The 26,543-nt window shown below is 67.2% G+C and carries 27 protein-coding genes and 2 pseudogenes; 14 read left to right on the forward strand and 15 right to left on the reverse strand.

Going from position 1 to position 26,543, the window contains the following annotated elements; translation table 11 throughout:
• Positions 1–28: 28 nt before the first annotated feature.
• The 3 genes from UCD39_RS23525 to UCD39_RS23535 form a co-directional block, all read right to left on the reverse strand.
• Positions 29–2,128 carry a M13 family metallopeptidase gene (locus UCD39_RS23525; RefSeq protein ID WP_330498121.1) on the reverse strand — a complete coding sequence of 700 codons (2,100 nt, stop codon included), beginning with the start codon at positions 2,126–2,128 and terminating at the stop codon, positions 29–31.
• Between the two features lie 179 nt (positions 2,129–2,307).
• Positions 2,308–2,799 carry a TIGR02444 family protein gene (locus UCD39_RS23530; RefSeq protein WP_330498122.1) on the reverse strand — a complete coding sequence of 164 codons (492 nt, stop codon included), beginning with the start codon at positions 2,797–2,799 and terminating at the stop codon, positions 2,308–2,310.
• 7 nt (positions 2,800–2,806) lie between these two features.
• The gene (locus UCD39_RS23535; protein WP_330498123.1) at positions 2,807–3,901 is read right to left on the reverse strand and encodes an ATP-dependent 6-phosphofructokinase; all 1,095 of its coding nucleotides are present in this window, start codon (positions 3,899–3,901) and stop codon (positions 2,807–2,809) included.
• A 185-nt stretch (positions 3,902–4,086) separates the two neighbouring features.
• Between UCD39_RS23535 and UCD39_RS23540 the strand changes: the two genes are divergently transcribed.
• From UCD39_RS23540 to UCD39_RS23550, 3 genes are all read left to right on the forward strand, one after another.
• The gene (locus tag UCD39_RS23540; protein WP_145729585.1) at positions 4,087–4,287 is read left to right on the forward strand and encodes a YdcH family protein; all 201 of its coding nucleotides are present in this window, start codon (positions 4,087–4,089) and stop codon (positions 4,285–4,287) included.
• Between the two features lie 164 nt (positions 4,288–4,451).
• Positions 4,452–4,916 carry a 5-(carboxyamino)imidazole ribonucleotide mutase gene (gene purE, locus UCD39_RS23545; RefSeq protein ID WP_145729918.1) on the forward strand — a complete coding sequence of 155 codons (465 nt, stop codon included), beginning with the start codon at positions 4,452–4,454 and terminating at the stop codon, positions 4,914–4,916.
• Positions 4,913–5,992, forward strand: coding sequence for a 5-(carboxyamino)imidazole ribonucleotide synthase (locus tag UCD39_RS23550; protein ID WP_330498124.1), 1,080 nt, complete (start codon positions 4,913–4,915; stop codon positions 5,990–5,992). Before purE ends, UCD39_RS23550 begins: the two co-directional genes overlap by 4 nt.
• 22 nt (positions 5,993–6,014) lie before the next feature.
• On the opposite strand, the gene UCD39_RS23555 is transcribed toward UCD39_RS23550, so the two are convergent.
• Complete coding sequence (locus tag UCD39_RS23555; RefSeq protein ID WP_330498125.1) at positions 6,015–6,203, reverse strand: DUF4169 family protein; 189 nt, start codon at positions 6,201–6,203, stop codon at positions 6,015–6,017.
• 285 nt (positions 6,204–6,488) lie between these two features.
• Between UCD39_RS23555 and UCD39_RS23560 the strand changes: the two genes are divergently transcribed.
• Positions 6,489–7,607 (forward strand): patatin-like phospholipase family protein, encoded by a 1,119-nt coding sequence (locus tag UCD39_RS23560; protein WP_330498126.1) that lies wholly within the window; start codon positions 6,489–6,491, stop codon positions 7,605–7,607.
• Between the two features lie 260 nt (positions 7,608–7,867).
• Complete coding sequence (locus UCD39_RS23565; protein ID WP_330498127.1) at positions 7,868–9,766, forward strand: propionyl-CoA synthetase; 1,899 nt, start codon at positions 7,868–7,870, stop codon at positions 9,764–9,766.
• Between the two features lie 325 nt (positions 9,767–10,091).
• Here UCD39_RS23565 and UCD39_RS23570 read toward each other — a convergent pair whose 3' ends face one another.
• Positions 10,092–10,568 (reverse strand): Hsp20 family protein, encoded by a 477-nt coding sequence (locus UCD39_RS23570; protein WP_330498128.1) that lies wholly within the window; start codon positions 10,566–10,568, stop codon positions 10,092–10,094.
• Between the two features lie 337 nt (positions 10,569–10,905).
• Here UCD39_RS23570 and UCD39_RS23575 point away from each other — a divergent pair, with 337 nt between their 5' ends.
• A complete protein-coding gene (locus UCD39_RS23575) occupies positions 10,906–11,358 on the forward strand; it encodes a DUF1465 family protein (protein WP_276509081.1) in 453 nt (150 codons plus the stop codon).
• 226 nt (positions 11,359–11,584) lie between these two features.
• Here the strand turns inward: UCD39_RS23575 and rpmE are convergent, their stop codons facing one another.
• Positions 11,585–11,806 carry a 50S ribosomal protein L31 gene (gene rpmE / locus UCD39_RS23580; protein WP_040848326.1) on the reverse strand — a complete coding sequence of 74 codons (222 nt, stop codon included), beginning with the start codon at positions 11,804–11,806 and terminating at the stop codon, positions 11,585–11,587.
• 286 nt (positions 11,807–12,092) lie between these two features.
• Between rpmE and UCD39_RS23585 the strand changes: the two genes are divergently transcribed.
• The 3 genes from UCD39_RS23585 to UCD39_RS23595 all read left to right on the forward strand — a co-directional run bounded on the left by UCD39_RS23585 (position 12,093) and on the right by UCD39_RS23595 (position 14,660).
• Entirely contained in the window at positions 12,093–13,892 is a 1,800-nt protein-coding gene (locus tag UCD39_RS23585; RefSeq protein ID WP_330498129.1) for an ABC transporter transmembrane domain-containing protein, read from the forward strand.
• A gap of 71 nt (positions 13,893–13,963) precedes the next feature.
• Entirely contained in the window at positions 13,964–14,347 is a 384-nt protein-coding gene (locus UCD39_RS23590) for a type II toxin-antitoxin system RelE/ParE family toxin (protein ID WP_330498130.1), read from the forward strand.
• Positions 14,328–14,660 carry a helix-turn-helix domain-containing protein gene (locus UCD39_RS23595; RefSeq protein ID WP_330498131.1) on the forward strand — a complete coding sequence of 111 codons (333 nt, stop codon included), beginning with the start codon at positions 14,328–14,330 and terminating at the stop codon, positions 14,658–14,660. The genes UCD39_RS23590 and UCD39_RS23595 overlap by 20 nt, the downstream gene beginning before the upstream one ends.
• Here UCD39_RS23595 and UCD39_RS23600 read toward each other — a convergent pair whose 3' ends face one another.
• From UCD39_RS23600 to UCD39_RS23635, 7 genes and pseudogenes are all read right to left on the reverse strand, one after another.
• Complete coding sequence (locus UCD39_RS23600) at positions 14,661–15,386, reverse strand: ABC transporter ATP-binding protein (protein ID WP_145729574.1); 726 nt, start codon at positions 15,384–15,386, stop codon at positions 14,661–14,663. It abuts the gene before it with no gap.
• Entirely contained in the window at positions 15,386–16,216 is an 831-nt protein-coding gene (gene livG / locus UCD39_RS23605) for a high-affinity branched-chain amino acid ABC transporter ATP-binding protein LivG (RefSeq protein WP_330498132.1), read from the reverse strand. Before livG ends, UCD39_RS23600 begins: the two co-directional genes overlap by 1 nt.
• Positions 16,216–17,516 (reverse strand): annotated as a pseudogene (gene livM, locus UCD39_RS28610) (high-affinity branched-chain amino acid ABC transporter permease LivM). Before livM ends, livG begins: the two are co-directional and overlap by 1 nt.
• 4 nt (positions 17,517–17,520) lie before the next feature.
• The gene (locus UCD39_RS23620) at positions 17,521–18,453 is read right to left on the reverse strand and encodes an ABC transporter permease subunit (RefSeq protein WP_004273582.1); all 933 of its coding nucleotides are present in this window, start codon (positions 18,451–18,453) and stop codon (positions 17,521–17,523) included.
• A 213-nt stretch (positions 18,454–18,666) separates the two neighbouring features.
• Positions 18,667–19,215 carry a GNAT family N-acetyltransferase gene (locus UCD39_RS23625; RefSeq protein WP_330498134.1) on the reverse strand — a complete coding sequence of 183 codons (549 nt, stop codon included), beginning with the start codon at positions 19,213–19,215 and terminating at the stop codon, positions 18,667–18,669.
• Positions 19,216–19,232: 17 nt separating this feature from the next.
• Positions 19,233–19,604 (reverse strand): cupin domain-containing protein, encoded by a 372-nt coding sequence (locus tag UCD39_RS23630; RefSeq protein WP_330498520.1) that lies wholly within the window; start codon positions 19,602–19,604, stop codon positions 19,233–19,235.
• An 83-nt stretch (positions 19,605–19,687) separates the two neighbouring features.
• Positions 19,688–19,825: pseudogene (locus UCD39_RS23635) on the reverse strand (helix-turn-helix domain-containing protein); the annotation flags it as partial.
• A gap of 172 nt (positions 19,826–19,997) precedes the next feature.
• Here UCD39_RS23635 and ggt point away from each other — a divergent pair.
• The 5 genes from ggt to UCD39_RS23660 all read left to right on the forward strand — a co-directional run bounded on the left by ggt (position 19,998) and on the right by UCD39_RS23660 (position 24,328).
• Entirely contained in the window at positions 19,998–21,710 is a 1,713-nt protein-coding gene (gene ggt, locus UCD39_RS23640) for a gamma-glutamyltransferase (RefSeq protein ID WP_330498135.1), read from the forward strand.
• A gap of 194 nt (positions 21,711–21,904) precedes the next feature.
• A complete protein-coding gene (locus tag UCD39_RS23645) occupies positions 21,905–22,198 on the forward strand; it encodes a hypothetical protein (RefSeq protein ID WP_330498136.1) in 294 nt (97 codons plus the stop codon).
• 127 nt (positions 22,199–22,325) lie between these two features.
• Positions 22,326–22,538: a YMGG-like glycine zipper-containing protein gene (locus UCD39_RS23650; protein ID WP_145729569.1), complete on the forward strand. Its 213-nt coding sequence runs from the start codon at positions 22,326–22,328 to the stop codon at positions 22,536–22,538.
• 270 nt (positions 22,539–22,808) lie between these two features.
• Complete coding sequence (gene efp, locus UCD39_RS23655; protein ID WP_145729568.1) at positions 22,809–23,378, forward strand: elongation factor P; 570 nt, start codon at positions 22,809–22,811, stop codon at positions 23,376–23,378.
• Positions 23,379–23,518: 140 nt separating this feature from the next.
• Positions 23,519–24,328 (forward strand): inositol monophosphatase family protein, encoded by an 810-nt coding sequence (locus UCD39_RS23660; RefSeq protein WP_330498137.1) that lies wholly within the window; start codon positions 23,519–23,521, stop codon positions 24,326–24,328.
• Positions 24,329–24,385: 57 nt separating this feature from the next.
• On the opposite strand, the gene UCD39_RS23665 is transcribed toward UCD39_RS23660, so the two are convergent.
• The gene (locus UCD39_RS23665) at positions 24,386–25,774 is read right to left on the reverse strand and encodes an ATP-binding protein (protein WP_330498138.1); all 1,389 of its coding nucleotides are present in this window, start codon (positions 25,772–25,774) and stop codon (positions 24,386–24,388) included.
• On the reverse strand, positions 25,771–26,499 hold the full coding sequence (locus UCD39_RS23670; protein WP_330498139.1) for a response regulator: 729 nt from the start codon (positions 26,497–26,499) through the stop codon (positions 25,771–25,773). The genes UCD39_RS23665 and UCD39_RS23670 overlap by 4 nt, the downstream gene beginning before the upstream one ends.
• Positions 26,500–26,543: the final 44 nt, after the last annotated feature.

Here is a 26,543-nt window from a genome sequence, read left to right on the forward strand (position 1 = left end):
GTGCGCCGGCGCCCCTGTCAGATACCCATCACCAGACGCGGCAGGCCTTCTCGCCGGCCACCATCTTGTCGGTGGGCTTGCAATTGAACGCCTCCGCGAACTCCTTCATGTTCGAGAGGGTGCCGTTCACCCGGAATTCCCCCAGGGAATGCGGGTCGGTCTGCGCTTGCAGGCGCCGGGTTTCCGGCCGCGCCTCGCCACACCAGACCTGGGCGAAGCCATAGAAGAAGCGTTGCGCCGCCGTCAGGCCGCCGATCTTCTCGTCCTTCCTGGCGCCCAGCCGTTCCATCAAGGCGCGGTAGGCCACGCGGATGCCACCGTTGTCGGCGGTGTTCTCGCCCAGCTTTAGCTTGCCGTTCTCCTTCACGTCGCCGTCGGCGACATAGCTGCCGTACTGGTCGACCAGGCACTGGGCGCGGGCCTTGAACTTCTCCGCGTCGTCGGCCGTCCACCAGTCCTTCAGGTTGCCGTTGCCGTCGAACTTGCGGCCCTGGTCATCAAAGCCGTGGGTGATCTCATGGCCGATGACCACGCCGATGGCGCCGTAGTTGGTGGCGTCGTCGGCGGCATCATTGAAGAAGGGCGGCTGCAGGATGCCGGCCGGGAAGTTGATGTCGTTGTGGGCGGAGGAATAGTAGGCGTTGACCGTCGGCGGGGTCATGGACCACTCGCCTTTGTCCACCGGCTTGCCGATCTTGGCCATGTCGTAGTGGAACTCGAAGGTCTCGGCCCGCAGGGCGTTGCCCAGGGCGTCGCCGCGGCTGACGGTCAGGGCGCTGTAATCGCGCCATTTGTCTGGATAGCCGATCTTGGCCGTGAAGGCGTCCAGCTTGGCATGGGCCTTGGCCTGGGTCTCGGGGCTCATCCATGTCAGGGTGGGGAAGGTCTCGTCCAGCGCCTTGCGGATATCGGCCACCATCTGCAGCATGCGGGTCTTCTTCTCCGGCCCGAAGGCGCGGGCGACGAAGTACTTGCCCAGATCCTCGCCCAGGGCCGCGTCGGTCGCGGCGACGCACCGCTTCCACCGGGGCTTCATCTCCCGGGCGCCGCGCAAGGTGCGGTCATAGAAGTCGAAGTTCTCCTGGACGAAGGCATCCGGCAGCCAGGCGGCATAGGCCGACAGCGTGCGCCAGGTCAGGTAGGTCTTGATGTCCGCCAGGCTCAGCTCCCGGATCAGCTTGCTCTCCCGCTTCATGTAGTCGGGATTGCTGACATTCAGCGTGGCCGGGGGCTTCAGGCCGGCGCCATGGATGTAGGCCGTCCAGTTGATCGCCGGGTCCAGGGCCTGCAACTCGGCGAAGGTCTTGAGATGGTAACGGTTCTCCGGCTCGCGCATGGCCGTGCGGTCCAGCGAGGCGTCGGCCAGCTGCGTCTCGATGCGCATCACCGTCTGCGCCTTGGCCTCGGCGTCCGGCAGGCCCGCCAGCGCCATCATCTTCCCGATATGGGCGACGTAGGCGGCGCGCTGCTGCTTGGACTTGTCGTCATCCTTGAAATAATAGGGCTTGTCGGGGAGGCCCAGGCCGCCCTGGTAGACGCCGGCGATGACCTGGGTCGCGTCCTTGAAGTCCTGTTGCTGCCCGACCCGGTGGAAGGCGTTGACGCCGGCCATGTGCAGGTCGATCAACAGGCCGCTCAGGGCCTTCTTGCTCTTCAGGCCGTTGATGCGGGCCAGCAGCGGCTGCAAGGGCGCCAGGCCGCGGGACTCGATGCCCGCCTCGTCCATGCAGGCGGCGTAGAAGTCGGCGATGCGCTGCCCCTCGTAGGAAGCATTTGCGGAGGTCGAACGGGCCGCCAGCTTTTCCAGCTCATCATGCAGCAGGGCCAGATTGTCGTCGGCCAGCTTGTTGAAGGTGCCCCAGCGCGACTGGTCGGCGGGGATGGGGTTGCGCTTGTTCCAGACGCTGCAGGCGTGAAGGAAGAAGTTGTCACACGGGCTGACGCTGGTATCCACCACCGGCAGGCCGGGGCGGCCGGGGTGTCCGGCGCCGGTTGCGCCGCGGCCGTCGGCGGTGCCGGGGCCTTGGTGTCGGTGCTGTGGCAGCCGGCTAGGCCGGCGGCGGCGATCAAGGCGGCCACGGCGGCCGATGTGGAAAGGCTGCGTACCCCTGACATGATGACCCATCATCTGTTGTTGTCGTTGTTCCCCGGCGGGAAGCCCCAATCAGGATCCCGCTGCCGGCCGATACCGCTGCCCTCGGGCATCGGGCCTGGAACCCAGATGGGGGTCAAAATCGACGTCGCCTGAAATTTTGATGTCGGGCGAAATGATTTGACGGTCGCGACCATATCATAGCCGTCGCGGCGTCAGGAAAGCGCCTTGTGTAACCGCTCTGTAACCGGCCCCGCGTCCGGGGGCAGCAGCCGCGCCAGATTGTCGCGCAGGGCCGTCGCCCAAGGGACGGGGCAGGGCCCCGGCGGCGCGGGCCACCCCGCTGACAGCGCCTCCAAGGCCGCCAGGTAGAGCCGCTCGGCCTCCAGCTCCGCCGCCTTGACCGTCTGACGCAGCGCCTCGCCGCCGGCTAAGTTCTTCAGGGCCCGGCGAGCTTGGCGCAGGGGCGTGATCACGGGTCCCCGCCATTGGTCGGCCAGGGCCCGCGCGGCGTTTACGTCCGCATCGGTCAGGACACGCCCCCCGGCGGCGGCCCATGCCCCCCACAACAGAAGGGGCACGTCGGCGCCGGCCCTGTCCTGGGCCTCCAGGCACAGGGCGGCCACGCCGGGTCGCGCATAAATCTCGAGGGCGAAGGGCCAGAGCGGGGCAGGGGCCTGCTCCCCCAGACCCGTGTCCTCGATCACCCGATTTTCAGCCAACGGGTTCGCCCACGTAAATGCCCAGGCCGCGCGCGGTGCGCACCAGGGTGCCGTCCACATCCACCGCGGCGTAGGCCTTGATGGCGTCGGCGATGGGCACGTCGATGACCTTGCGGTTGGACCAGGCCACCATGCGGTCGTACCGACCTTGCGCGATCAGGTCCACGGCATGCACGCCGAAGGCCGAGGCGATCAGCCGGTCACGGGGGTTGGGGGACCCGCCGCGCTGCACATGGCCCAGCACGGTGACGCGGGTCTCCGCCCCGGTCGCCTCCGCGATCAGGTGGCCGATATAGCCGCCGATGCCGCCATAGCGCTTTTGCCCATCGCTGAACTCCTGCCGCGCCTTGCCGCCGCCCGGCAGGGTCGCCGCCTCCGACACCACCACCAGGGCGAAGTTGCGGCCATGGGCCCGGATCTGGCGGATGCGGTTGGCCACCCCCTCCACCGTCCACGGAATCTCCGGCAGCAGGATCACGTCGGCGCCGCCGGCGATGCCAGCCGCCAGCGCGATGTGGCCGGCATCCCGGCCCATGACCTCCAGCACCATGACGCGGGCATGGCTGGCGGCGGTGGGCTGCAGGCGGTCCAGCGCCTCCGTCGCCACGGCCACGGCGGTGTCATAGCCCACCGACACCTCGGTCAGGCCCAGATCGTTGTCGATGGTCTTGGGGATGCCGACCAGATTCAGGCCTCCCTCCTGCGCCAGGCGGCGCAGGATGGCTAGGCTGCCGTCGCCGCCTATGCCGATCAGGGCATCCAGGCCCAGTTCGCGGCAGCCGCTGATGATCTCTTGCGACCGGTCCTTCTTGCTGCCGTCCGGCATGGGATAGGCGAAGGGGTCGCCCTTGTTGGTGGTGCCCAGCACGGTGCCGCCCTGGCGCAGGATGGTTCCGTCCACGTCGGCGGGCAGTAGCACGCGGTGGCGCACCGGGCGGTCCAGAAGGCCATGGGTGCCTTCCTCAATGCCCACGACCTGCCAGTTATAGGTCGTGACGGCGCGGTGGACCACGGCGCGGATGACGGCGTTCAGGCCGGCGCAATCGCCGCCGCTGGTCAGGATGCCGATGCGCTTGCCGTTGCTCATGCCGTCGCTCATCATCAGGGAAAGGTTCAGGGGGCGCGACCGATACGACGGTCGAGACCTGAGTTTGAGGAAAACCGGACCTGCCCGCAATCGCCGAAAGACATGCCGAAAGGCAGCACCCCTGCCTGCGGATTTCTGGTATAGATCGCCCGATGATCGAGATCAGCGAACGCTAAAAGGCACGGATGACTGAACAACACACCCTGAAGGAGAAGCTGGCGACGCTTCGGGTGGAGCATCGTGACCTCGACGACATCATCACCCGGCTGACAAGCCAGTTCCCGGTGGATCAGTTGCAGATTCAGCGGCTGAAGAAGCGCAAGTTGCTGCTGAAGGACTTGATCGCCCGGCTGGAAAGCGAGTTGCTGCCCGACATCATCGCTTGATGTCATCTCCCACCCCGGATGGCCCCCACCCGGGCGTGGCGGGCATGCGGCGCCGGCACTTGCGCGGTTGCCGCCCGCTCCTATAATCCGGCGCTTCTTTTATCCCGGGGGGAGCATCACCGGTGAGCCAGAAGCCTGAAAGCGCGCCGCTAGTCGGTATCATCATGGGCAGCCAGTCCGACTGGGCGACCATGCGTCACGGTGCCGCCGTCCTGGAAGAACTGGGCGTGCCCTTTGAGACGCGTATCGTCTCCGCCCACCGTACCCCCCATCGCCTGGTCGACTACGCCACCACCGCCCGCGACCGTGGCCTGAAGGTCATCGTCGCCGGTGCCGGCGGTGCCGCCCATCTGCCGGGCATGGCGGCCGCCATGACCCCGCTGCCCGTGTTCGGCGTGCCGGTGGAAAGCCACGCGCTGAAGGGCATGGACAGCCTGTTGTCCATCGCGCAGATGCCGGGCGGCATCCCCGTGGGAACCTTGGCCATTGGCAAGGCCGGCGCCATCAACGCCGCCCTGCTGGCCGCCGCCGTCCTGGCCTTGTCCGACACGCGGCTGGCCGACGCGCTGGACGCCTGGCGTGCCGCCCAGACGGAGCGTGTGGCCCTGGAGCCGCAGGACGAGGCATGAGCAAGACCGCGCTTACCGTCGTGCCCCCCGGTTCGACCATCGGCATGCTGGGCAACGGCCAGTTGGGCCGCATGACGGCTCTGGCCGCGGCCAACCTGGGCTATCGCGTCCATGTTTTCGGGCCGGATCAGGACAGTCCCTGTGCCCAGGTGGCGGCGACGGAAACCCTGGCCGCGTTCGACGATTGGGCGGCGCTGGAGGCTTTCGCGCGCTCGGTCGACGTCGTGACGCTGGAGTGGGAGAACATCCCCACCGCCACCATCGATTTCCTGGCCGCCCGCGTTCCCACCGTTCCCGGCTCGGCGGTCCTGGCCGTGGCCCAGGACCGGGTGGCGGAAAAGACCTTTGCCAATAACCTGGGCATCGGCACCGCCCCCTTCCGCGCGGTGAACGATGTCGAGTCCCTGCGCGCCGCCGTGGCCGAGCTGGGCACCCCCTCCATCCTCAAGTCCACGCGCATGGGCTATGATGGCAAGGGCCAGGTGCGCCTCGCCCCCGACAGCGACCTGGCCGCCGCCTGGGAATCGCTGCGCACCGATGCCGCCGTGCTGGAAGGCTTCGTGACGTTCGCTTGCGAGGTTTCCGTCATCGTCGCCCGCCGGTCCGATGGCGTCATGGCCGCGTTTCCGGTGGTGGAAAACCGCCATGCCAAGGGCATCCTGGATGAAACCGTGGTTCCGGCGGCGGTGACCCCGGCCGTGGCGGAAGAGGCCACGCGCATCGCCCGGGCCCTGACCGAGGCGCTGGGCGTGGTCGGTCTGCTGGCGGTGGAGATGTTCGTGACGCCGGACGGGCGGGTGCTGGTGAACGAGATGGCGCCCCGGCCGCACAACTCCGGCCACTGGACCATGGATTTCTGCGCCACCAGCCAGTTCGAGCAGCTGGTGCGTGCCGTCTGTGGCCTGCCTTTGGGCGCCACCGACATCCTGGCCCCCTGCATGATGAAGAACCTGATCGGCGACGACGTGGACCAGTGGCATGCCCTGCTGGCCGAACCGGGTGCCCGCCTGCACCTGTACGGCAAGGCGGAGGCGCGGCCCGGCCGCAAGATGGGGCATGTGAACCGCCCACGCTGAGGTGGGCGGTAACTGACGCGGGTTACGGCTCCTCGTCCGGGTTCAGATGCTTACCGTCCAGGTCGGCGGTTTGCCGGTCCTGGCGCTGTTGCTCCGCCGTGCGTTCCGCCTTGGTGCGGCCATGGACGACACGATTCTCGGCCGCCTTGGCCGCCCGTTCCTCCTTGGCTTTTTGCTTGCGAAACCGGTTCAGGTTGACCACGTCACCCACGGTCGTCTTCCCCTCGTCATGATGCCTGGAAGGGGCGCGGCCATCGAAGATGGCGGTTCGTACGCGCCCTGCATCCAAAGTCACTAACCTAACCTTAACCCAGGATCAGCATTGTTCAAGACGGGTTTGTTCCGCTTGACAGGGCGGGGTATGAATTATCCGCGAAATGGGCTGGACTTTTTCGACAAGCCCCGGCGGTTGTTAACCATGTTGTGCCTGCGGGGCCGGCGAATTCTGTGATTCGCTTTCACCGCGATGGCGCTTTTCTTCGAGGGTTCGGACGGTATGGACGGTTCTGCGGGTGGTGCGGTCAAGGGACGGCGGCGGCGGACGACACCGGTGTCCCCGGCGCCGGCGGCGACCCCGGGGGCATCGGCCCCGGCCCGGCGCACCGTCAATCTGGCGCTGCAGGGCGGTGGCTCCCACGGCGCCTTCACCTGGGGCGTGCTGGATCGCCTTCTAGAAGATGGCCGCCTGGATGTGGAGGGCATCAGCGGTACCAGCGCCGGGGCCGTCAACGGTGCCCTGCTGGCCTATGGCCTGCTGACCGGCGGGGCGGAGGAGGCGCGGGGCCTGCTGCACCGCCTCTGGCGGCGCATGGCCAAAAGTTCGGCCACCGGCCCGCTGCAACCCACCTGGCTGGATTGGATGACGGGCGGGGCCCGCCGCAACCTGGACCATTCTCCGGTCTATGCCGGGCTGGATCTCATGGTGCGCATGATGTCGCCCTACCAGTTCAATCCGCTGGGCCTGAATCCCATGCGGGACGTGCTGGAGGGGCTGATCGACTTCGACGTGCTGCGCCGGTCGGAGACCGTGCGCCTGTTCGTCAGCGCCACCAACGTCAACCGCGGGCAATTGCGGGTGTTCAAGGGCCAGGATCTGTCGATGGACGCCCTGCTGGCTTCCGCCTGCGTGCCCATCCTGTTCCAGGCGGTGGAAATCGAGGGTGAGCCGTATTGGGACGGGGGCTACATGGGCAACCCCACGCTCCACCCCCTGCTGCACGACTGCCGCGCCACCGACATCCTGGTGGTCCAGGTGACGCCGCTGCAGCGGCCCACCGTGCCCACGGCGCCCAGCGCCATCGTTGACCGCATGAGCGAGATCGGCTTCAACGCCACCCTGCTGCGGGAACTGAAGTCGCTGGAACTGGTGAACCGCCTGTGCGCCGACCACGGTATCGACCCGGCGGAGGCCGGCGTGCGCCCCGTGTTCCTGCACCTGGTGGAACCGGGCACGGGCATGGCGGACCTGGGCGTCTCCAGCAAGCTGAACGCCGACTGGGGCTTCCTGACGGAGTTGCGCGACATGGGCCGCGCCGCGGCGGATGATTGGCTGGCCCGCTGTTACGACCAGGTGGGGCGCGAAAGCAGTTTCGCCGCCGGTCGCGCCATCATCTGAGCGGCGGTCAGGCGAGCCCGGCCTTCTTTTCCCCTTTTGTGCCGGTGTCTATGGCGGGTGCGTGCGCCCCGGCGCCTGAATCGGTCTAGCCCTGTCCTGACGGGTGGGACAGGCGGTTCAGGCTTGGCGGCGGCGGACGACTCGGTAGGATGGTCGGACGCCGTTGATCTGCCTCAAGGCTGCCTTCCCGTTGGCCTGCGACGATCAGGGCATCAAGCAAGAAAGGGACCCGTGCGGCGGGTCCAAGGGGGGATGCGCGGATGAGCGGACGCTACGCGGAACTATACAACTGGTCCCTGGACGACCCCGAGGGTTTCTGGGCGGAGGCGGCGCAGGCCATCGATTGGATCCGCCCTTGGGATCAGGTGCTGGACGACAGCCGGGCTCCCCTGTTCCGCTGGTTCACCGGCGGCCAGTTGAACACCTGTTGGAACGCGTTGGACCGCCATGTGGCGGCGGGCCGGGGCGATCAGGTGGCGTTGATCCATGACCGGCCCATCACCAACACCGTCGAGACCTACAGCTACCGGCAATTGCTGGACCTGACGGCCCGCTTCGCCGGCCTGCTGGCGGCGCAGGGGGTGGGGAAGGGCGACCGCGTCATCCTCTACATGCCCATGGTGGCCGAGGCGGTCGTCGCCATGCTGGCTTGCGCCCGGCTGGGTGCCATCCACTCCGTGGTGTTCGGTGGTTTCGCCGCGCGCGAACTGGCCACGCGCCTGGACGACGCCAAGCCCAAGGTCGTCGTCTCCGCCTCCTGCGGGATCGAGGGCGCCCGAATCATCCCCTACAAGCCCTTGCTGGACAGCGCCATCGACCAGGCGGCGCACAAGCCCGACCGATGCATCATCCTGCAGCGGCCGCAGGAAGCCGCGCCGCTGGTGCCGGGCCGCGACATCGACTGGGCGGAGATCGAGGAGGCTGCGCCGCACGATTGCGTGCCGGTGGCCGCCACCGACCCGCTGTACATCCTGTACACCTCCGGCACCACGGGCCAGCCCAAGGGCGTGGTGCGCGACAATGGCGGCCACGCCGTGGCGCTGAAATGGACCATGGAGCATTTCTACGGCCTGAAGCCGGGGGAAGTGTTCTGGGCCGCCAGCGACGTCGGCTGGGTGGTGGGCCACAGCTACATCGTCTATGCCCCGCTGCTGCACGGCGCCACCACGGTGCTGTATGAGGGCAAGCCCGTGGGCACCCCGGACGCCAGCGCCTATTGGCGGGTGATCAGCCAGCATAAGGTCAGCATGCTGTTCACCGCCCCCACGGCCTTCCGCGCCATCAAGCGCGAGGACCCGGACGGGCTGCTGCTCAAGAATTTCGACCTCAGCCACTTCCGCCAGCTCTATCTGGCGGGCGAGCGGTCGGACAGCGACACCCTGCGCTGGGCCGAAACCCATCTGAAGGTGCCGGTCATCGACAATTGGTGGCAGACGGAAACGGGCTGGCCGGTGGCGGGCAATCCCGTCGGGTTGGGGCTGATGCCGGTCAAGCACGGTTCCGTCTGCAAGCCCCTGCCGGGATGGGATGTGCGGGTGCTGGACGCCCAGGGGCATGAGGTGCCGCCCGGCACGCTGGGGGCGGTCACCATGCGCCTGCCGCTGCCGCCGGGGGCGCTGCCCACCTTGTGGAACGCGGAGGAACGCTTCATCCGCAGCTATCTGGCGGAATACCCGGGCTTCTACCAGACGTCCGATGCCGGCTACATTGACGAGGACGGCTACCTGTTCATCATGGCCCGCACCGACGACATCATCAACGTCGCCGGCCACCGCCTGTCCACCGGCGCCATGGAAGAGGTGCTGGCGGGCCATCCCGACGTGGCGGAATGCGCCGTCATCGGCGTGCATGACACCCTGAAGGGGCAGTTGCCCTTGGGCTTCCTGGTGCTGAAGGCCGGGGTCACACGGTCGCATGACACCATCGTGGCTGAGGTGGTCCAGCGGGTGCGCGAAATCATCGGGCCCGTCGCCGCCTTCCGCCAAGCCCTGGTGGTGGACCGCCTGCCCAAGACGCGGTCCGGCAAAATCCTACGGGCGACCATGCAGAAGATCGCGGATCAGGAGGCGTGGGCCATGCCGGCCACCATCGACGACCCGGCGATTTTGGAGGAGATTGGACACGCCCTTTCCGAAGCTGGATTTGGGCGGAAAAGATAGGAAAAACAATGGAATAGCCGCGCCGATCTGCCGCTTCGGGTTACCCTCGATGTGGCAAAATTGTGACGGTGCGTTGACTGATCTGCGGTCTTTGTTGCCAAAGTGGGTTGACTGGCCCGCGTGCCCTGCATACCGTCCGTTTCGAAGTTTGGTACGGGTTGAACGGGCGGGCAAAATCGGCAGCCGGAAAAACGGCGCCACTGGGAGTGTGAAAGAGGCCGCAGCGCAAATGCTGCGGCCCTTTCCATTTTTGGCGTCTGCTTGGCACCGATGGGTGGGGCCAGGCGTCATCCGCCCGGCCCCTTTTGGTCACTTACCCTCCGCTTTAATTGGCGACCTGGCCGGTGGGCAGCGCGGTCGTCGTCTGGCTGAGGTTGGTGATAGGAATATGGCGCGGCTTGGCCGTCTCCGGCACCTCCCGCACCAGGTCGATGTGCAGCAGGCCGTTTTCCAGCGTGGCACCGGTCACCCGGATATGCTCCGCCAACTGGAAGCGGCGCTCGAAGGCGCGGCCGGCGATGCCCCGGTGCAGGTAGTGCGCCTGCTGGGCGGACGACTCGTCCTTGCGGGACTTGCCGATCACCGTCAGCGCGTTCTCCTGCGTCACGATGTCGATCTCTTCCTGACCGAAGCCGGCGACCGCCATGGTGATGCGATAGTCGTCATCGCCCCGCTTTTCGATGTTGTAGGGCGGATAGGCGTTGCCCTGGTCCTCGGTCTTTAGCGCCGACTCCATGAGGCGGGTCAGGCGGTCGAAACCGACGGTGGAACGGAACAGCGGGGACAGGTCGTAACTGCGCATGATAATCCTCCGGTAGAGCGATCACCCCGGCCCCTGGGCGCCATCCTGGCCGTCCCGGTGGGTGGGGTTTCATGCCGGCTCCAGGAACCCCTCCAGGGCATTCCCGCCGACGATCTTTCATCTGTGAACGCCCGCGCCGGATTTCAATAGGGGTGCCGCCGGCCCCGTGCCCACGTGGGATTTGATTAAAAACCCCGCCCCTATTTCCAAAGATTTAAGCCTTTCGCGGCACTCTGTATTCACACCTCCTGTGACCAGAAGGTGATCATGGGCCGGCGTATATTGCGGGGCGGGTCAATTCGGCCCTACAGTCAACGTCCGTGCCCGGGTTACGCCGGTGGGAACCCCCCATGCGGTATCCAGGACCAGCCCGGAGAAAGGGACGTCGTTGCTCGAGTCCAATGCCTTTTTTGATCGGACGTACGAGGAGACGATGGCCCTCTTGGTTGAGGCGCGCAACTACGTCGCCTTTCAGGAAGCCAAGGACCAGCGGGGCCTGCCCCCCCAGGTTCGACTGCAGATCAGCTACGAATCGCTGCGCGTCACCAGCCGCCTGACCCAGGTGATGGCTTGGCTGCTGGCCCTCAAGGCGGTGCATGCCCACGAGCTGACGGCCGATCAGGTGCTGGGCGATCAGTTCGCGCTGTCCGGCGGCGCCATCTGCAGCGATCCCTCGGGCCCCGACAATGGCGAGTTGCCCGCCGGCTTGCGCTCATTGCTGCAACGCAGCCATAGCCTCTATATGCGGGCGGAGCGCCTGGAAGACCAATACCGGCGCAGCGTGGCTTGACGCCTTCCCCAGATGGCGGCAGCCGTATCTGTGCCTTCGGTCGCCCCGAAATATCCTGCCCCGACACCTCCCCCCGACATCTCCGGGAACCTGCGGTCGGTCCTTGGGCGCCCTTGATCGACCGGGGCGGGGCTTGGCGCCTGGTATCAGGCAGCAAAAAAGAGCGCCCCGGATGGGACGCTCTTTTTTGAAAGCGTGAGCGGCGTGCGGCGTGGCCGCCCGCGGCTTACTTCAGGCCCAGGCCCGAGAAGCGGCGGTTGAACTTGGCGATCTGGCCGCCAGTGTCGACCAGCTTCTGCACGCCCGTCCACGCCGGATGCGACTTCGGGTCGATGTCCAGGCGCAGCGTGTCGCCGGCCTTGCCCATGGTGCTCCGGGTCTTGAACGAGGTGCCGTCGGTCATGACGACGGTGATCTCATGGTAGTCCGGGTGAATGTCAGCTTTCATGATCGCCCAAGTCCCAAAACAAAAATCTCGAAATGCGAAGCCGGGCTTATAGCCAAAACCGTCCCCGGGATCAACACCCGATCACGCGCTTCTTGCGCGCGCAGGCGCCACAGCCACGCATGGCTGTGCCACAGGGTGGTTGAGGAACGGTCTGGCGGTGGTTGCCCCACGGCCGTCCAGGCATTACCTAAGCCATCACGCGCGCGGGGCCAAGCTGATTGTTCAGGACCGTTGAATGATGGGGGCGACCGCGCATGCCGCTTGATACAGATTGGGAATATCGCCGGTGACCGACGCCAGCCCGTCCACCCCGCCCGCCCGCAAGTCGTTGCGCCCCCTGGCCTTTCTGCTGCCCTTTGTTCGGCCTTACGTTTGGCACTCGGTGGGGGCGGGCGTCGCCCTGCTGCTGGCGGCGGCCACCACCATCGGCATGGGCCGCGGCCTCCAGGCGGTGGTGGACCAGGGCTTCGTCACCAGCAATCCGCACCTGCTGGACCATGCGCTGCTGGTCATGCTGGGCGTCATCCTGGTGCTGGCGGGATCTACCTATGTGCGCTTCTCCCTGGTTTCCTGGGTGGGGGAACGGGTGGTTGCCGACATCCGCCGCGCGGTTTTCGACCATCTGGTGACCTTGTCGCCCGGATTCTTCGAATCGACCCGCACGGGTGAGGTGCTGTCCCGCCTGACCACGGACACGACGCTGTTGCAGACGGTGGTGGGCTCCACCATCTCCATCGCCTTGCGCAACTCCCTGATGCTGTTGGGCGGGCTGGTCATGCTGGCCATCACCAGCGCCAAGCTGACGGCGCTGGTGCTGATCGTCGTGCCCCTGGTGGTGCTGCCCATCGTCATCCTGGGCCGGTCGCTGCGTAAGCTCAGCAAGGACAGCCAGGACCGCGTGGCCGATGTGGGCGCCCAGGTGGATGAGACGCTGGGCGGCATTCGCATCGTCCAGGCTTTCGGGCATGAAGCCATCGAGACGGCGCGCTTCGGCAGCCGGGTGGAGGACGCCTTCACCACCGCCGTGCGCCGAATCCGTGTGCGGGCATTGATGGCCATGATCATCATCTCCCTGGTCATGGGGGCCATCGGTGTCATCCTGTGGATCGGTGGGCACGACGTGCTGGCCGGCCGCATCTCCGCCGGCCAACTCTCCGCCTTCATCTTCTATTCCGTGCTGGTGGCTGGCGCCGTCGGCGCCATCTCGGAGGTCACGGGTGAGTTGCAGCGTGCCGCCGGCGCCATGGAGCGGCTGGTGGACCTGCTGGACACCAAGTCCGACATCGTGGCCCCGGCCAATCCGGTGGCGCTGCCCACCCCAGCCATCGGCACCGTTGCGTTCGAGGGCGTGCGCTTCCACTACCCAGCGCGGCCCGATTACGCCGCGCTGGAGGGCCTGGACCTGACGGTGGCGCCGGGCGAGACGGTGGCGATCGTCGGCCCCAGCGGTGCCGGCAAGACCACCCTGTTCCAACTGCTGTTGCGCTTCTACGACCCGCAGGATGGCCGCGTGCTGGTGGATGGCGTGGACGTGCGCACGGCCACTCCCGGGGACGTGCGCGCCCGCTTGGGCATCGTCCCGCAGGAGGCGGTGATCTTCTCCACCAACGCGTGGGAGAACATCCGCTATGGCCGGCCCGACGCCACGGATGACGAGGTGCGCGCCGCCGCCCGCGCCGCGCACGCGCTGGACTTCCTGGAGGCCCTGCCCGACGGCTTGGGCACCTATCTGGGGGAGAAGGGCGTGCGCCTCTCCGGCGGCCAGCGCCAGCGCATCGCCATCGCCCGCGCCATCCTGCGCAACCCGAAGATCCTGCTGCTGGACGAGGCGACCTCCGCCTTGGACGCGGAGAGTGAGCGGGGGGTGCAACTGGCCCTGGAAAACCTAATGAAGGACCGCACCACCCTCATCATCGCCCATCGCCTGGCCACCGTGCTGAACGCCGACCGCATCATCGTCCTGGACAAGGGAAAGATCGTCGCCAGCGGCCGCCATGAGGAGCTGATCCGTCAAGGCGGCCTCTACGCCCGGCTGGCGGCGCTGCAGTTCGATGCGGCCAAGGGGATCGGCGACGCGGCGGAGTAGGGGAGATGGCGCTTGTGCAAGTTTGATTTTATGGCACTATGAACTATAGTTTATAGCGTGGGATCGGGAGTGTGCGGGTCTTCAAGACGAAAGGCGTGGCCCGATTCGCGCGCCGTGAACGGTTGACCGACGGTGGTTTACGGGAAGCGATCGATCGCGCTGAACGAGGTATTATTGATGCCGACTTAGGCGGCGGCTTGATCAAGCAGCGAGTTGCCCGAGCAGGTCAGGGCCGGTCGGGCGGATATCGGATGATCGTCGCTTACCGAGCCGCCGGTCGCGCCGTATTCCTCTATGGATTCGCCAAGAGCGACCGCGAAAACATTGAGGAAGATGAACTGCAGACCCTCCGCACCATCGGTGCCATCTGGCTTGCGGCGGCGGGGGATAAAATCACGCAGGCCCTGGAAAACGGCGATTTGCAGGAGATCCTGGATGACGACCAAGAAGCCTAGCCGACTGGCTCAGGAGCTATTGGAAATGGCTGGTGACCAGCATCGCCTTGGCCTCATGGATGAGGCCACCTATAGCAAGATCACGGTGCGGCACCTCGGTTCAAGCGCTTCTCCCATGGCGGAACCCATCTCAGGACAAGAGGTGAGGGCGATGCGCGAACAAGCGCACCTTAGCCAGGCGGCGCTCGCCAAGTATCTTAACCTGACGACAGGTTATGTCTCGCAGCTTGAACGCGGGACGAAGCAGGCCAAAGGCGCTGTCCTGGCATTGCTGAATGTCATTCGCCGCAAAGGGATCGAGGCGCTTCAGTAATTAATGCGCCCCACCCTCCAGGTAAGCCGCGCGCACCTGCTCGTTGGCCAGCAGCTCACGCCCCGAGCCGGTCAGCACCACCTCGCCCGAGGCCAGGACATAGGCGCGGTGGGCCAGCTTCAGGGCGTGGTAGGCGTTCTGCTCCACCAGCAGGATGGTCATGCCGCGTTCCCGGTTCAGCTGCTCGATGACCTGGAAGATCTGGCGGATGATGAGGGGGGCGAGGCCCAGCGAGGGCTCGTCCAGCAGCAGCACGCGCGGCCGGCTCATCAACGCGCGGGAGATGGCCAGCATCTGCTGCTCCCCGCCCGACAGGGTGCCGGCGCGCTGGGCCTGGCGCTTCTCCAGGATGGGGAACAGGCCGTAGCAGGTGGCCAGATCCTCGGCGAAGTGGGCGGGGTCGGCCAGGGTGGCGCCCAGCCGCAGGTTTTCCAGCACCGTCATGCGCGGGAAGATGCGCCGCCCCTCCGGCACCTGGGCGATGCCTTGCGCCGCGATCAGGTGCGGGGGCAGGCCCACCAGGCTCTTGTCCTGGAACAGGATCTGGCCCTGGCTGGGCCTGGGGTTGCCGCACAGGGTCATCAGCAGGGTGGACTTGCCGGCGCCATTGGCGCCGATGAGGGTGACGATCTCCCCCTCGTTCACCGTGACGTTGACGCCGCGCAGGGCGTGCACGGGGCCATAGCTGGCGTGGACGTCGGACAGTTGCAGCAGCGGGCCGGCCATCAGTGTGCCCCCGTCCCAACCGCCAGATCGTCCGCATCCGGTTCGCCCAGATAGGCCTTGATCACCCGCGCGTCATTGCGGATTTCGGCCGGCGTGCCGGCGGCGATGCGGGCGCCATGGTCGACGACGAAGATGTGGTCGGAAATGTCCATGACCAGGCCCATGTCATGTTCGATCAGCAGGATGCCGATGCCGTGTTCGGCGCGGATGCCGGCCAGCAGCTCGGCCAGCGCCCGCGTCTCGCGGGGGTTCAATCCCGCCGCCGGCTCATCCAGGCACAGCAGCAGCGGGTTGGTGCTCATGGCGCGGGCGATCTCCACCCGGCGCTGCATGCCGTAGGACAAATTGCCCGCTGCCTCATCCGCCACGGCCAGCAGGTCCAGCCGGCGCAGCCAGTCGCGGGCGGTGTCCACCGCCGCCTCTTCCGCCGCGCGCCAGCCCTTCAGGTTCAGCAGGCCGGCCAGGGAGAAGACGGACTTGGGCATCAGCGTCTGGTGCTGGGCCACCAGCAGGTTTTCCAGCACCGTCATGCTGGGGAACAGGCGGATGTTCTGGAAGGTGCGGACGACGCCGGTGCGGGCGACGCCATAGCCCTTCAGCTTTTGCAGCTCGAGGGGGCCCCTGGTCGGGTGGCGCAGCAGCAGCCGGCCGGCCGTGGGTCTGTAGAAGCCGGTCAGGCAGTTGAAGATGGTGGTCTTGCCGGCGCCGTTGGGGCCGATCAAGGCGGTGATGCGGTTTCGGTCGGCGGTCAGGTCCACGCCGTCCACGGCCAGCAGGCCGCCGAAGCGCATGGTCAGGCCCTGAACATCAAGAAGGGGCTCAGTCGTCATTACGCGGCCTCCGCCACGGGCTTGGGCTTGGCGGTCGACAGCCGGATGGTCGGCAGGCGGCCGGCCAGCAGGCCGCCCGGCTTCCAGATCATGATCAGGATCATGGCCAGGCCGAAGGCCAGCATGCGGTAGTCGGCGAAGCCGCGCGCCAACTCCGGCAGCACGACGATGAACAAGGCCGCGATGATCACGCCCGCCTGGCTGCCCATGCCGCCCAACACGACTATGGCCAGGATGGTGGCCGACTCCATGAAGCCAAAGCTTTCCGGGCTGACGAAGCCCTGGCGGGCGGCGAAGAAGCAGCCGGCCAGCCCACCCATCAGGGCGCCGGTGGCGTAGGCCGACACCTTCACCATGGTGGGGTTGATGCCCAGGGAGCGGCAGGCGATCTCATCCTCGCGCAGGGCCTCCCAGGCGCGGCCGATGGGCAGGCGGCGCAGGCGGGCCACGGTGTAGGCCGCCAGCGCGGTCAGCGCCAGGATGAGCAGATAGAGGAAGATCAGCCGGTGTTCCGGCGCGTAGGCGATGCCGGTGATTTCGCTGAAGGTGTGGCCGCCCTCCGGCGCCCGCCGGTCGAAGGTCAGGCCGAACAGGGTGGGCCGGGCGATGCCGGACACGCCGTTGGGGCCGCCGGTCAGGCCCTGCCAGTTCAGGATGACGATGCGGGTGATCTCGCCAAAGCCCAGGGTGACGATGGCGAGATAGTCGCCGCGCAGCCGCAGGATGGGCAGGGACAGCAGGACGGCGAACAGGCTGGACGCCAGCCCCCCGCCGCCAGCGCCGGCCAGAACCCCCAATGCAACTGCGTGGTGGTCAGGGCGCAGGTATAGGCGCCGATGGCGTAGAAGGCGGCGAAGCCCAAATCCAGCAGCCCGGCCAGGCCCACGGTGATGTTCAGGCCCGTCGCCAGCAGGATGTAGATCAGCGCCGTGGTGCCCAGGTCGATGACATAGCGGTTGGCGAAGGGCAGGAAGGGCAGGGCGGCGGCGGCCAGCACCAGCAGCGGGCCACCCCAGGGACGCAGGCGCTGGGTACTGGCCGGCGGTCGCCAGTTGGCGAGGGGGGCTGTGGCTTTGGCCAGCGGACCCGCCAGGAGGCCCAGGATCAGCCGGCCCAGGAAGACGAGGACTCCGGCCAGGGGCACATAGGCCAGGTTGGCCTGCACCACCAGCCCCTGGTCCAGGTTGACGGTGCGCAGGCCCAGGAAGGGCACGGCCAACGCCATGGCGACCAGGCCGGCAATGCCGGCGTCGCGCAGGCGATGGGGGAAAGGAATCGGGGCGTTAGCGGGTGCGGCCATGACCTCACACCTTCTCGATGTCAGGACGGCCCAGCAGGCCCGAGGGGCGGACCACCAGCACCAGGATCAGGATGGAAAACGCCGCCACGTCCTTGTAGGCGCTGGAGACGTAGCCGGAAAAGAAGGCCTCGATCAGGCCGATCAGCAGGCCACCCAGCATGGCGCCCGGCAGGCTGCCGATGCCGCCCAGCACGGCGGCGGTGAAGGCCTTCATGCCGGCCAGGAAGCCGATGTAGAAGTCGATGACGCCGTAATAGAGCGTGACCATGACGCCGGCCACCGCCGCCAGCCCCGCCCCCAACACGAAGGTGAGGGAGATGGTGCGGTCGACATTGATGCCCAGCAGTGCCGCCATGGTCCGGTCCTGTTCGCACGCCCGCTGGGCGCGCCCCAGGGCCGTGCGGTTGATGACCAGGGTGAACCCGGCCATCAGCGCCACGGTCAGCAGGATGATGAACATCTGGATGTTGGTCAGGCCCAGGCTGAAGTCGCCATCGTGCCACAGGGTGACGCCGCCCGTCATGACCGGGGGCAGCGACTTCGACCGCGCGCCCTGGGTCAGCATGACGAAGTTCTGCAGCAGGATGGACATGCCGATGGCGGAGATGAAGGGCGCCAGCTTGGGCGCCGTGCGCAGCGGGCGATAGGCCACGCGCTCGATGGTCCAGCCATAGGCGGCGGTGAAGGTGCAGGAGATGGCCAGCACGATGACCAGGGCCAGCGGCACGGACGTCACGCCCGCCCCCAGCAGCAGGGTGAAGGTGGTGACGGCGATGAAGGCGCCGATCATGTAAATCTCGCCATGGGCGAAATTGATCATGCGGATGATGCCGTACACCATGGTGTAGCCGATGGCGATCAGTCCGTAGATGGCGCCCAGGGTCAGGCCGTTGATCAAATGCTGTAGGAATGTGCCGACTGCCAGCGTGAAACCCATTGCCGCCTTAACCGCCCCTATTCATGGCTGTCCGGCGCGTTTCGGGCCGGTTCCCCGCCGGCTTTGGCGCGGGTCCGCCCTGCCGGGACCGGCTGCGACCTTAACCCTAGTGCGCAGGGGCGGCAAGGCGGGGGCAGGGCGCGCGGGGGTGAAAATGCTGCTGGCGCAACATTTTTTACTGGCGAGGCGGGTAATTGGCCGGGGTAACGCCGTTCAGCTACCGTAATTTCCCGTCGTTGATCCTGTTAAATGCTTGTACAGGATGGTCGTGGCCAGTGCTGAACCATCGACATGGATGGCATAGCCCGGGATGTCGCCCACGGTCTGGAACCCGACGGAGCGGTACAGCGCCCGGCCCTCGTCACTGCCGGTGTCCAGCAACAGCAGGGTGCGCCCCTCCGTCCGGGCCAGCGCCTCGACGGCGGTCATCAACGCGCGGCCGATGCCGCGTTGGCGGGCGTCGGGATGGACCAGCATCTTGGCGACCTCCGCCCGGTGGCGGCCGTTGGGCGGGCCGGCCAGCAGCAACTGCACCGTGCCGACCAGGCGCTCCCCCAGCCAGGCACCCAACAGACGTCGCCCTCCCGTCTCCAGGCCCGGCCGCAGGCCTTGCCAGAAGGCGGCGGCCTCGCCCTCGGTGAAGGGCAGGATGAAGCCGACGCTGGCCCCGCCCAGGACGCAGGCGTGCAGGATGCCGCTCAGCGCCGGGGTCAGGGCGTCCAGCTCGGCGGCGGGGATTTCGCGGATGGTCAGGCTGGTCATGATGGCTCGGGGGTGGCTCAGGGGCGGGTGATGGCGATGACGTAATGCGCGGCGTCCGGGCCGGGGCAGTGGAAGCGGCTGCCGCCCGTCAGTCGGTAGCGCAGCGTGTCCCCCGCTGACAGGGCATGGCGGGTGCCGTCCAAGGTCAGATCCAGCCGGCCCGACAGCATCCACAAATGATGTTCCAGCCCCGCCACCGGCGGCGCCTGATAGGCGATGACGGCACCGGGTGGCAGCGTGCCCTCCACCATCTCCGTCATATAGCCACTGGCGGGCGGGGAGACGCCGCGGCGGTGAAAGCCGGTTTCCGGATCGGTCCAGACGGGCTGGGACGCGCGGGGGATGAACTGCTGCGGGTCGGCCTCCACCTCCGCCAGCAGGCGGGACATGGGCCGTTCGTAGGCGGTGCACAGGCGCCCCAGCAGGGCGGCGGTGGGGCTGGTCTCCCCCGCTCCAGGCGGGACAGGGTGGCCCGGCTGATGCCGCTGCGCTCCGCCAGGGTTTCCAGGGTCCAGCCACGTTCCAGGCGCAGGCTGGCCAGGCGGGCGGCTAGGCGTTGCTCGAAAGGGTCGGGGGAGGGTGTCTGTTCCATAATGGGAATATTTCCCATATATGAGATAAAGATCAAGTCTCGCTCATCCTATCGCAGCGCAAAATCATCTTATCTTTCGCGGGCGACCTGGGCATGCTGAACGCTTCCGCGGTTGAGCGGACAACGATGCAAACAAGAGGGGTGACCGATGGGGTCCTGGCAGGGTGGCGATGGTGGCAAGGGTCGGTTGATGAAAGGCGTCACGCGCCGGTGGGTTCTCAATGCCCTGGGCGGGACGCTGGTTGGGTTGGCACTGGTCGCCGCCCTGCCGCAGGTCCAGGCCAAGGAGAGCGCCGCGGCGCCCGCCGCGCTGCTGTCCGGAGGCGCCGTGGCCTCGGCCGACAGCTTCGGCACGGCGGCGGGGGCGGAGATCCTGAAGGCCGGCGGCAACGCCGTGGACGCGGCCGTGGCCACCGCCTTCGCCCTGGCCGTGACCTATCCCGAAGCCGGCAATATCGGCGGCGGCGGGTTCATGACCCTGTTCGTCGACGGCAAACCCTACTTCGTCGATTACCGGGAGGTGGCACCCAAGGCTGCCACCCGCACCATGTACCTGGATGCCCAGGGCAACGTGATCCCCAAGCTCAGCCTGGTGGGGGCCAAGGCCGCCGGCGTGCCCGGCACCGTCATGGGGCTGTGGGAGGCGCACCACCGTTTCGGCACGCTGCCCTGGGCGCGGGTGATCCAGCCTGCCATCACCCTGGCGGAGAAGGGCTTTCTACCCTCCGACAAGATCATCGCCTACCGCACCGACATGATGGCGCAGTTCGCGGGCACCAACTTCGCCCGGTATTTCGGCGAGATGCAGGCGGGCAAGACCTTCATCCAGCCGGAATTGGCCGAGACGCTGAAGCGCATCGCCAAGGACGGACCCAAGGAGTTCTACACCGGCAAGACGGCGCAGCTGCTGGTCGCGCAGATGAAGAAGGACGGCGGCCTGATCACGGCGCAGGACCTGGCGGACTATAAGGCCAAGTGGCGGGAGCCCATTCAATTCACATGGCAGGGCAACGTCGTCTATACCGCCCCACCACCCAGCTCGGGCGGGGAGGCGCTGGCCCAGCTCTTGAAGATGAAGGAGCTGCGCGCCGCCGACTTCAGGGACGTGCCGCTGAACTCCGCCAAGTACATCCACCTGCTGGCGGAGATCGAGAAGCGGGTGTTCGCCGACCGTGCCGAGTACCTGGGCGACCCGGACTTCTATAAGGTGCCGGTGGAAAAGCTGATCAGCGACGACTACCTGGCCAAGCGGGCGGGGGAGATCAACCCGAACGCCATTTCCCCCACGCCCGACGTGAAGCCGGGGCTGGAGCCCAACGAGACCACGCACTTTTCCGTGGTCGACAAGTGGGGCAACGCCGTCTCCAACACCTACACCCTGAATTTCGAGTTCGGGAATGGCGAGGTGGTGGAGGGCGCCGGCTTCCTGATGAATGACGAGATGGACGACTTCGCCGCCAAGCCCGGCGTGCCCAACGGCTTCGGCGTGGTGGGCAAGGATGCCAACGCCATCCAGCCGGGCAAGCGCATGCTGTCCTCCATGACCCCCACCATCGTGACCCGCGACGGCAAGGTCAGCCTGGTACTGGGCACGCCCGGCGGCTCCCGCATCTTCACCGGCGTCTTCCAGGTGATGAGCGACGTCTATGACTTCCACATGCCCTTGCAGGCGGCGGTGGCGGCCCAGCGGGTGCATCACCAGCTCCTGCCCAAGGACACCATCTATTACGACCCCTACGCCCCGCTGACCGGCCCGGAGGCCGACAAGCTGAAGGCCATGGGCTACACGCTGGTCAACCAGGGCTGGAACATGGGCGACGTGGAGGCCGTGCGCGTGATCGGCACGGATCTGGAAACCGCGTCCGATCCGCGCGGGCGCGGCACCGGCCAGGTCGTCCGCTGACAGAACCGACAGTGCATTGAATTAATTGGTGAGACGGCCGAGAGTGCACTGCTCCCGGCCGTTTTTAATTGCGGTCGCATTAAGGCAAACATCGCCCTTAAATCGTCAACATCCACCTTCAGATTACCAGTCATGGGAAGCCGACGACGGCACGAGCCGACAGGCGAGCGTCCCACCTTTTGGAGGTTAAGATCATGACGAGCGATTTCCTGCGTCTGGCGAAGGTAAAGCGCTTTGCCGCGGTTGCCGCCCTGGTCGTGGTCGGGGTCGCCGCATCCGGTCTGACCGCGACCAAGGCTAAGGCTGATGAGTACTGGCACCATCACCACGGCTATTACCGCTATCACGATTACTACGGTCCCCGGGTCTACGTGGCGCCTCCCCCGTACTACTACGCCCCGCCGCCCCGCCCGGTGTACGTGCCGCCGCCCCCGGTGTACTACGCCCCCCGCCGCCCCCGCCGGTCTATTACCCGCCGGCCGGCCTGAACGTGGTCATCCCGATCCGTTAACCCAGGCCATCTAGCCCATCCCATTCAGTCGGCATCAAGTCCGGCCCGGGGCGGCACCCTTCAGGTTCCGCCCCGGTTCAAAACAAGAGAGCACTGAGGCCATCATGTTGAAGAAAGCTGTCATCGTCGTTGTCGCCGGTTCCCTGCTGGCCGGTTGCTCCGGCCTTAACGCCCGCCAGCAGCGCGCGCTGTCCGGTGGCGCCATTGGCGCCGCGGGTGGTGCCGCCCTGACCGCCATCGTGGGCGGCCCGGTCCTGGCTGGTGCGGCCATCGGCGCCGCGGGCGGTGCTGCGGTCGGCGCCCTGATTAAGCCCTGAGTTTCGTTGACCGCCTTTCCATCTTCTTGAGTCCCCTCATTCCCTGTTTCCCATCCCAAACTTGACCAGGCCCGGCCGGCATCCGCTCGCCGGGCCTTTTTCCATGGGCGCCCGCTTCCGTCTCTTACCGCTGGGCCGCTTCGCCCCCTTTTGCGCGGGATAACGCCGAAGGGGCATGCGCCCGGGGAATTTCGGCCGATCTTGTCCGGCCGGCCACAAGCTGCTAGGGTCCCCGCCGCTCACAAACACCCAGGTTAAAGTTGAAGCACCATGAAGGTTAACGCCAACACCATGCGCCCCGGCCACGTTATGGAGAATAACGGCAAGCTGTGGGTGGTCGTGAAGACGCAGATCGTGCAGCCCGGCAAGGGCGGCGCCTTCATCCAGATCGAGATGAAGGACGTGCGCACGGGCACCAAGACGATCGAGCGCTTCCGCACCCAGGAAAGCGTGGAACGGGCCCGCCTGGACGAACATGAGATGACCTTCCTGTTCGCCGAGGACGGCGACAGCTACACCTTCATGGACAAGGAAACCTTCGAGCAGGTGTCCATCCCCGGCGATGTCGTCGGCGACGGCAAGGTCTTCCTGACCGACGGCATGGAAGTGACGGTGCAGACCTTCGAGGGCGCGCCGCTGTCCGTCGAACTGCCGCAGACCGTGACCCTGCGGATCACCGAGGCTGACCCGGTGGTGAAGGGCCAGACGGCCTCTTCCTCCTACAAGCCGGCCGTGCTGGAAAACGGTGTGCGCATCCTGGTTCCGCCGCACATCGAGGCCGGCACCCGCGTGGTGGTCAGCACCGCCGAGGGCGAATATATGGAACGCGCGAAGGACTAAGCCTCCTTCCCGCCGCCGCCCTCGGGCGGCTGGTTCGTTGCCAGAGCGAATTCCGCCTTCCGGTGGAATTCGCTCTCGGCTTTTATGGTAGGGCGGTCCCCCGGGGACCCGCCTTGTGATGAGATCAAAAGGGACACCCCATGGCCGCCCGTTCCGCTATCCTCAACGTCATGACCAAAGCCGCCGAGAAGGCGGGCCGCGCCCTGGTGCGCGACTTCGGCGAGGTGGAGCAGCTGCAGGTTTCCCGCAAGGGCCCGGCGGACTTCGTGTCCGCCGCCGACCGCAAGTCGGAAAACATCATCCGTGAGGAACTGGCCAAGGCCCGCCCCAGCTTCGGCTTCCTGCTGGAGGAGACGGGCACCGTCGCCGGCAGCGACCCGTCGCATCGCTGGATCGTCGATCCGCTGGACGGCACCACCAACTTCCTGCACGGCCTGCCGCACTGGGCCATCACCATCGCGCTGGAGAAGGAAGGCGAGATCGTCGCCGGCGTGGTGTACGAACCGGTGCATGACGAGATGTTCTGGGCGGAAAAGGGCGCCGGCGCCTTCCTGAACCACACCCGCCTGCGCGTCTCCGCCCGCCGCAACCTACCCGACGCCCTCATCGCCACCGGCATACCGTTCAAGGGCCATGGCGACCACGCCGCCTATCTGCCCCAGCTGCAGGCGGTGATGGGCGAGGTCGCCGGCATCCGCCGTCTCGGCGCCGCCGCCCTGGACCTGGCCTATGTCGCGGCCGGCCGTTTCGACGGTTTCTTCGAGACCAACCTGAAGCCGTGGGACGTGGCGGCGGGTCTGCTGATGGTGACCGAGGCCGGCGGTTTCGCCACCGAGATCGCTGGTGGGCGCAACCCGCAGAGCGGCGCCAGCGTGCTGGCCGCCAACGCCCATCTGCACCTGCCCCTGGGCACGCTGCTGCGCAACGCCGGCAAGAAGGCCGCCGGCTGACGGATTATCCCGATTGGTGGAAACGGCCCGGACCATCCCGTCCGGGCCGTTTCATTTTCAGGTGACGGGCAGCGTCACCCGGGCGTCCAGCCCCCCGCCCGTCCGGTTGAACAGGATGATGTCTCCGCCATGGGCGCGGATGATGGCGAGCGCGGCGGTTAGCCCCAGGCCCACGCCCCCCGTGACCCGATTGCGGGACCGGTCCAGGCGGAAGAAGGGGCTGAACACCTGATCCAGCGCGTCGTCCGGGATGCCCGGTCCGTCATCCCGCACGGTGATCGCCAGCATTCCGCGCGCGTCTTGGGCCGTTCCGTTTTGCGCCGGCACTTCTTCAAGCGTCACCGTCGGCGGTGTGGCGTGCCTGACGGCGTTCTCGATCACATTGGTGAACGCGCGTTTCAGCGCGAACGGCCGGCCGCGATAGACGGCATGGGGCGGCCCGGTATAGGGAATGGTGATTCCCTGGTCGGCGAATTCGTCGGCGATGGTGGTCAGCAGCCCCGCGAGGTCGAAGGCCGTCACGGCCTCTTCATCCGCGTCGTCGCGGAAAAAGGCCAAGGCCCCGTCCACCATGGCCTGCATCTCGTCCACATCGCGGAACAGCCGCGCCTGTTGCACCGGATCCTCCACGAATTCGCCGCGCAGCCGCATGCGGGTCAGGGGGGTGCGCAGGTCGTGAGAAATGGCCGCCAGCATGGCGGTGCGGTATCCCACGAACTTCTGGATCTGCCCCTGCATATCATTGAAGGCCTGAATGACGCCGCGCAGTTCGCGGGGTCCCGACTCGATGATGGGGGGCGCCTTGGGATCGGTGCCGAATTGCCGCGCGGCGGCGGCGATGCGTTCGATGGGGCGGGACAGTTGCCGCGCCGCGATCAGCGAAACGGCCGCGGCCGACAGCAACAGCAGCACCAGGGTGATGGCGACGCGGGAAAGGCGCACCAGATCCCGCGACCAGTCCCGGGCCATGTAGACCAGCCAGCTGCCGTCCCTCAGCGGCACGCCCAGGAAGCGTGGACGCGGGTGCGTTCCCACGGCGGCCCGCAGACCCAGGCGCCCGGCGTCCGCCGCCGTCGCCGTGAACACCAGGGCTCGCCGGCCCAGCGCCTCCAGCCAGGGGCTGGGCAAGGGGTGGATGTCCTCCGCTCCCGATTCCCGGTCCAGCGCCACCGCCAGGGGGCTCGCCGCGTCGTACCAGTCGACCTCATACAGCTTGGTCGAAGCCGCGCGGGCCAGGGTCGGCCGCATCTCCGGCGGGGCGACGTCTATGGCGTGGCTGATGCTGGTGACCGCCTGGAACAGGCCGGCCTCGTTGGCGGGCGAAGACAGCCAGCTTCCGGCGAAGCTGACGGCCAGGGCGCTCAAGGTCGCGGCCACCGTCACCGCCGCCATGATGGTCAGGGCGAAACGACGGGCGATGGTGTCCTGCGGCCACGGCGACTTCATTGCCGCCGGACCTGGGGCGTGAAGATATAGCCGCCGTTGCGGACGGTGCGGATCAGGGATGGATTTTTGGGGTCGTCCTCCAGCTTATGGCGCAGGCGGCTGACCTGCACGTCGATGCTGCGGTCATAGGCCCCGTGGCTCAGGCCCCGCGCCAGGTCCAGCAGCTGGTCGCGGGTCAGCACGCGCTGCGGATGCTCCACGAAGGCCAGCAGCAGGTCGAACTCCCCGCCGGACAGCAGCACCAGGGTACCGTCCTCGGACCGTAGCTCGCGCCGCGCCACGTCCAGTCGCCAGCCGGCGAAGCCCAGGCAGGGGCGGGTTTCGGCCACCGCGCCGCCCCCCTCGCGGGTGCGCCGCAGGACGGCCTTGACCCGGGCCAGCAACTCGCGCGCGTCGAAGGGCTTGGTCAGGTAGTCGTCCGCCCCGATCTCCAGCCCGACGACGCGGTCGGTATGGTCGGCCATGGCGGTCAGCATGATGACCGGCACGCGGGACGCCGTGCGCAGGGAACGGCACAGGCTGAACCCATCCTCCCCGCGCAGCATGACGTCCAGGATCACCAGATCCACCGGCTCCGCCGCCAGGGCCGCGTGCATGCCCCCGCCATCCTCCGCCACGCGCACGCTGTAGCCGTGCTTTTGGAAGAACAGGGTCAACAGGGACAGGATGTCCTCATCGTCATCGACGATCAGCAGGGTGGGGGAGGGCGGCGGCGTCAGGGTCATGGCCGCATGCTAGCACGCCCGTTCCCCGCGCCTGTGTCCGTTGT

This window comes from Nitrospirillum karajorum (assembly GCF_036348415.1).
GTDB lineage: Bacteria > Pseudomonadota > Alphaproteobacteria > Azospirillales > Azospirillaceae > Nitrospirillum > Nitrospirillum amazonense_B.

Bases quoted from the DNA above. Each gene is read 5' to 3' on its own strand.
- UCD39_RS23645 (WP_330498136.1), top strand. From the start codon at position 21,905: ATGACGAGCGATTTCCTGCGTCTGGCGAAGGTAAAGCGCTTTGCCGCG.
- UCD39_RS23665 (WP_330498138.1), bottom strand. From the start codon at position 25,774: ATGAAGTCGCCGTGGCCGCAGGACACCATCGCCCGTCGTTTCGCCCTG.
- UCD39_RS23525 (WP_330498121.1), bottom strand. From the start codon at position 2,128: ATGATGGGTCATCATGTCAGGGGTACGCAGCCTTTCCACATCGGCCGC.
- UCD39_RS23535 (WP_330498123.1), bottom strand. From the start codon at position 3,901: ATGAGCAACGGCAAGCGCATCGGCATCCTGACCAGCGGCGGCGATTGC.
- UCD39_RS23660 (WP_330498137.1), top strand. From the start codon at position 23,519: ATGGCCGCCCGTTCCGCTATCCTCAACGTCATGACCAAAGCCGCCGAG.
- efp (WP_145729568.1), top strand. From the start codon at position 22,809: ATGAAGGTTAACGCCAACACCATGCGCCCCGGCCACGTTATGGAGAAT.
- UCD39_RS23670 (WP_330498139.1), bottom strand. From the start codon at position 26,499: ATGACCCTGACGCCGCCGCCCTCCCCCACCCTGCTGATCGTCGATGAC.
- ggt (WP_330498135.1), top strand. From the start codon at position 19,998: ATGAAAGGCGTCACGCGCCGGTGGGTTCTCAATGCCCTGGGCGGGACG.
- livG (WP_330498132.1), bottom strand. From the start codon at position 16,216: ATGACGACTGAGCCCCTTCTTGATGTTCAGGGCCTGACCATGCGCTTC.
- rpmE (WP_040848326.1), bottom strand. From the start codon at position 11,806: ATGAAAGCTGACATTCACCCGGACTACCATGAGATCACCGTCGTCATG.
- UCD39_RS23595 (WP_330498131.1), top strand. From the start codon at position 14,328: ATGACGACCAAGAAGCCTAGCCGACTGGCTCAGGAGCTATTGGAAATG.
- UCD39_RS23560 (WP_330498126.1), top strand. From the start codon at position 6,489: ATGGACGGTTCTGCGGGTGGTGCGGTCAAGGGACGGCGGCGGCGGACG.
- UCD39_RS23570 (WP_330498128.1), bottom strand. From the start codon at position 10,568: ATGCGCAGTTACGACCTGTCCCCGCTGTTCCGTTCCACCGTCGGTTTC.
- UCD39_RS23565 (WP_330498127.1), top strand. From the start codon at position 7,868: ATGAGCGGACGCTACGCGGAACTATACAACTGGTCCCTGGACGACCCC.
- UCD39_RS23625 (WP_330498134.1), bottom strand. From the start codon at position 19,215: ATGACCAGCCTGACCATCCGCGAAATCCCCGCCGCCGAGCTGGACGCC.
- UCD39_RS23650 (WP_145729569.1), top strand. From the start codon at position 22,326: ATGTTGAAGAAAGCTGTCATCGTCGTTGTCGCCGGTTCCCTGCTGGCC.
- UCD39_RS23600 (WP_145729574.1), bottom strand. From the start codon at position 15,386: ATGGCCGGCCCGCTGCTGCAACTGTCCGACGTCCACGCCAGCTATGGC.
- UCD39_RS23540 (WP_145729585.1), top strand. From the start codon at position 4,087: ATGACTGAACAACACACCCTGAAGGAGAAGCTGGCGACGCTTCGGGTG.
- UCD39_RS23620 (WP_004273582.1), bottom strand. From the start codon at position 18,453: ATGGGTTTCACGCTGGCAGTCGGCACATTCCTACAGCATTTGATCAAC.
- UCD39_RS23630 (WP_330498520.1), bottom strand. From the start codon at position 19,604: ATGTCCCGCCTGCTGGCGGAGGTGGAGGCCGACCCGCAGCAGTTCATC.
- purE (WP_145729918.1), top strand. From the start codon at position 4,452: ATGGGCAGCCAGTCCGACTGGGCGACCATGCGTCACGGTGCCGCCGTC.
- UCD39_RS23550 (WP_330498124.1), top strand. From the start codon at position 4,913: ATGAGCAAGACCGCGCTTACCGTCGTGCCCCCCGGTTCGACCATCGGC.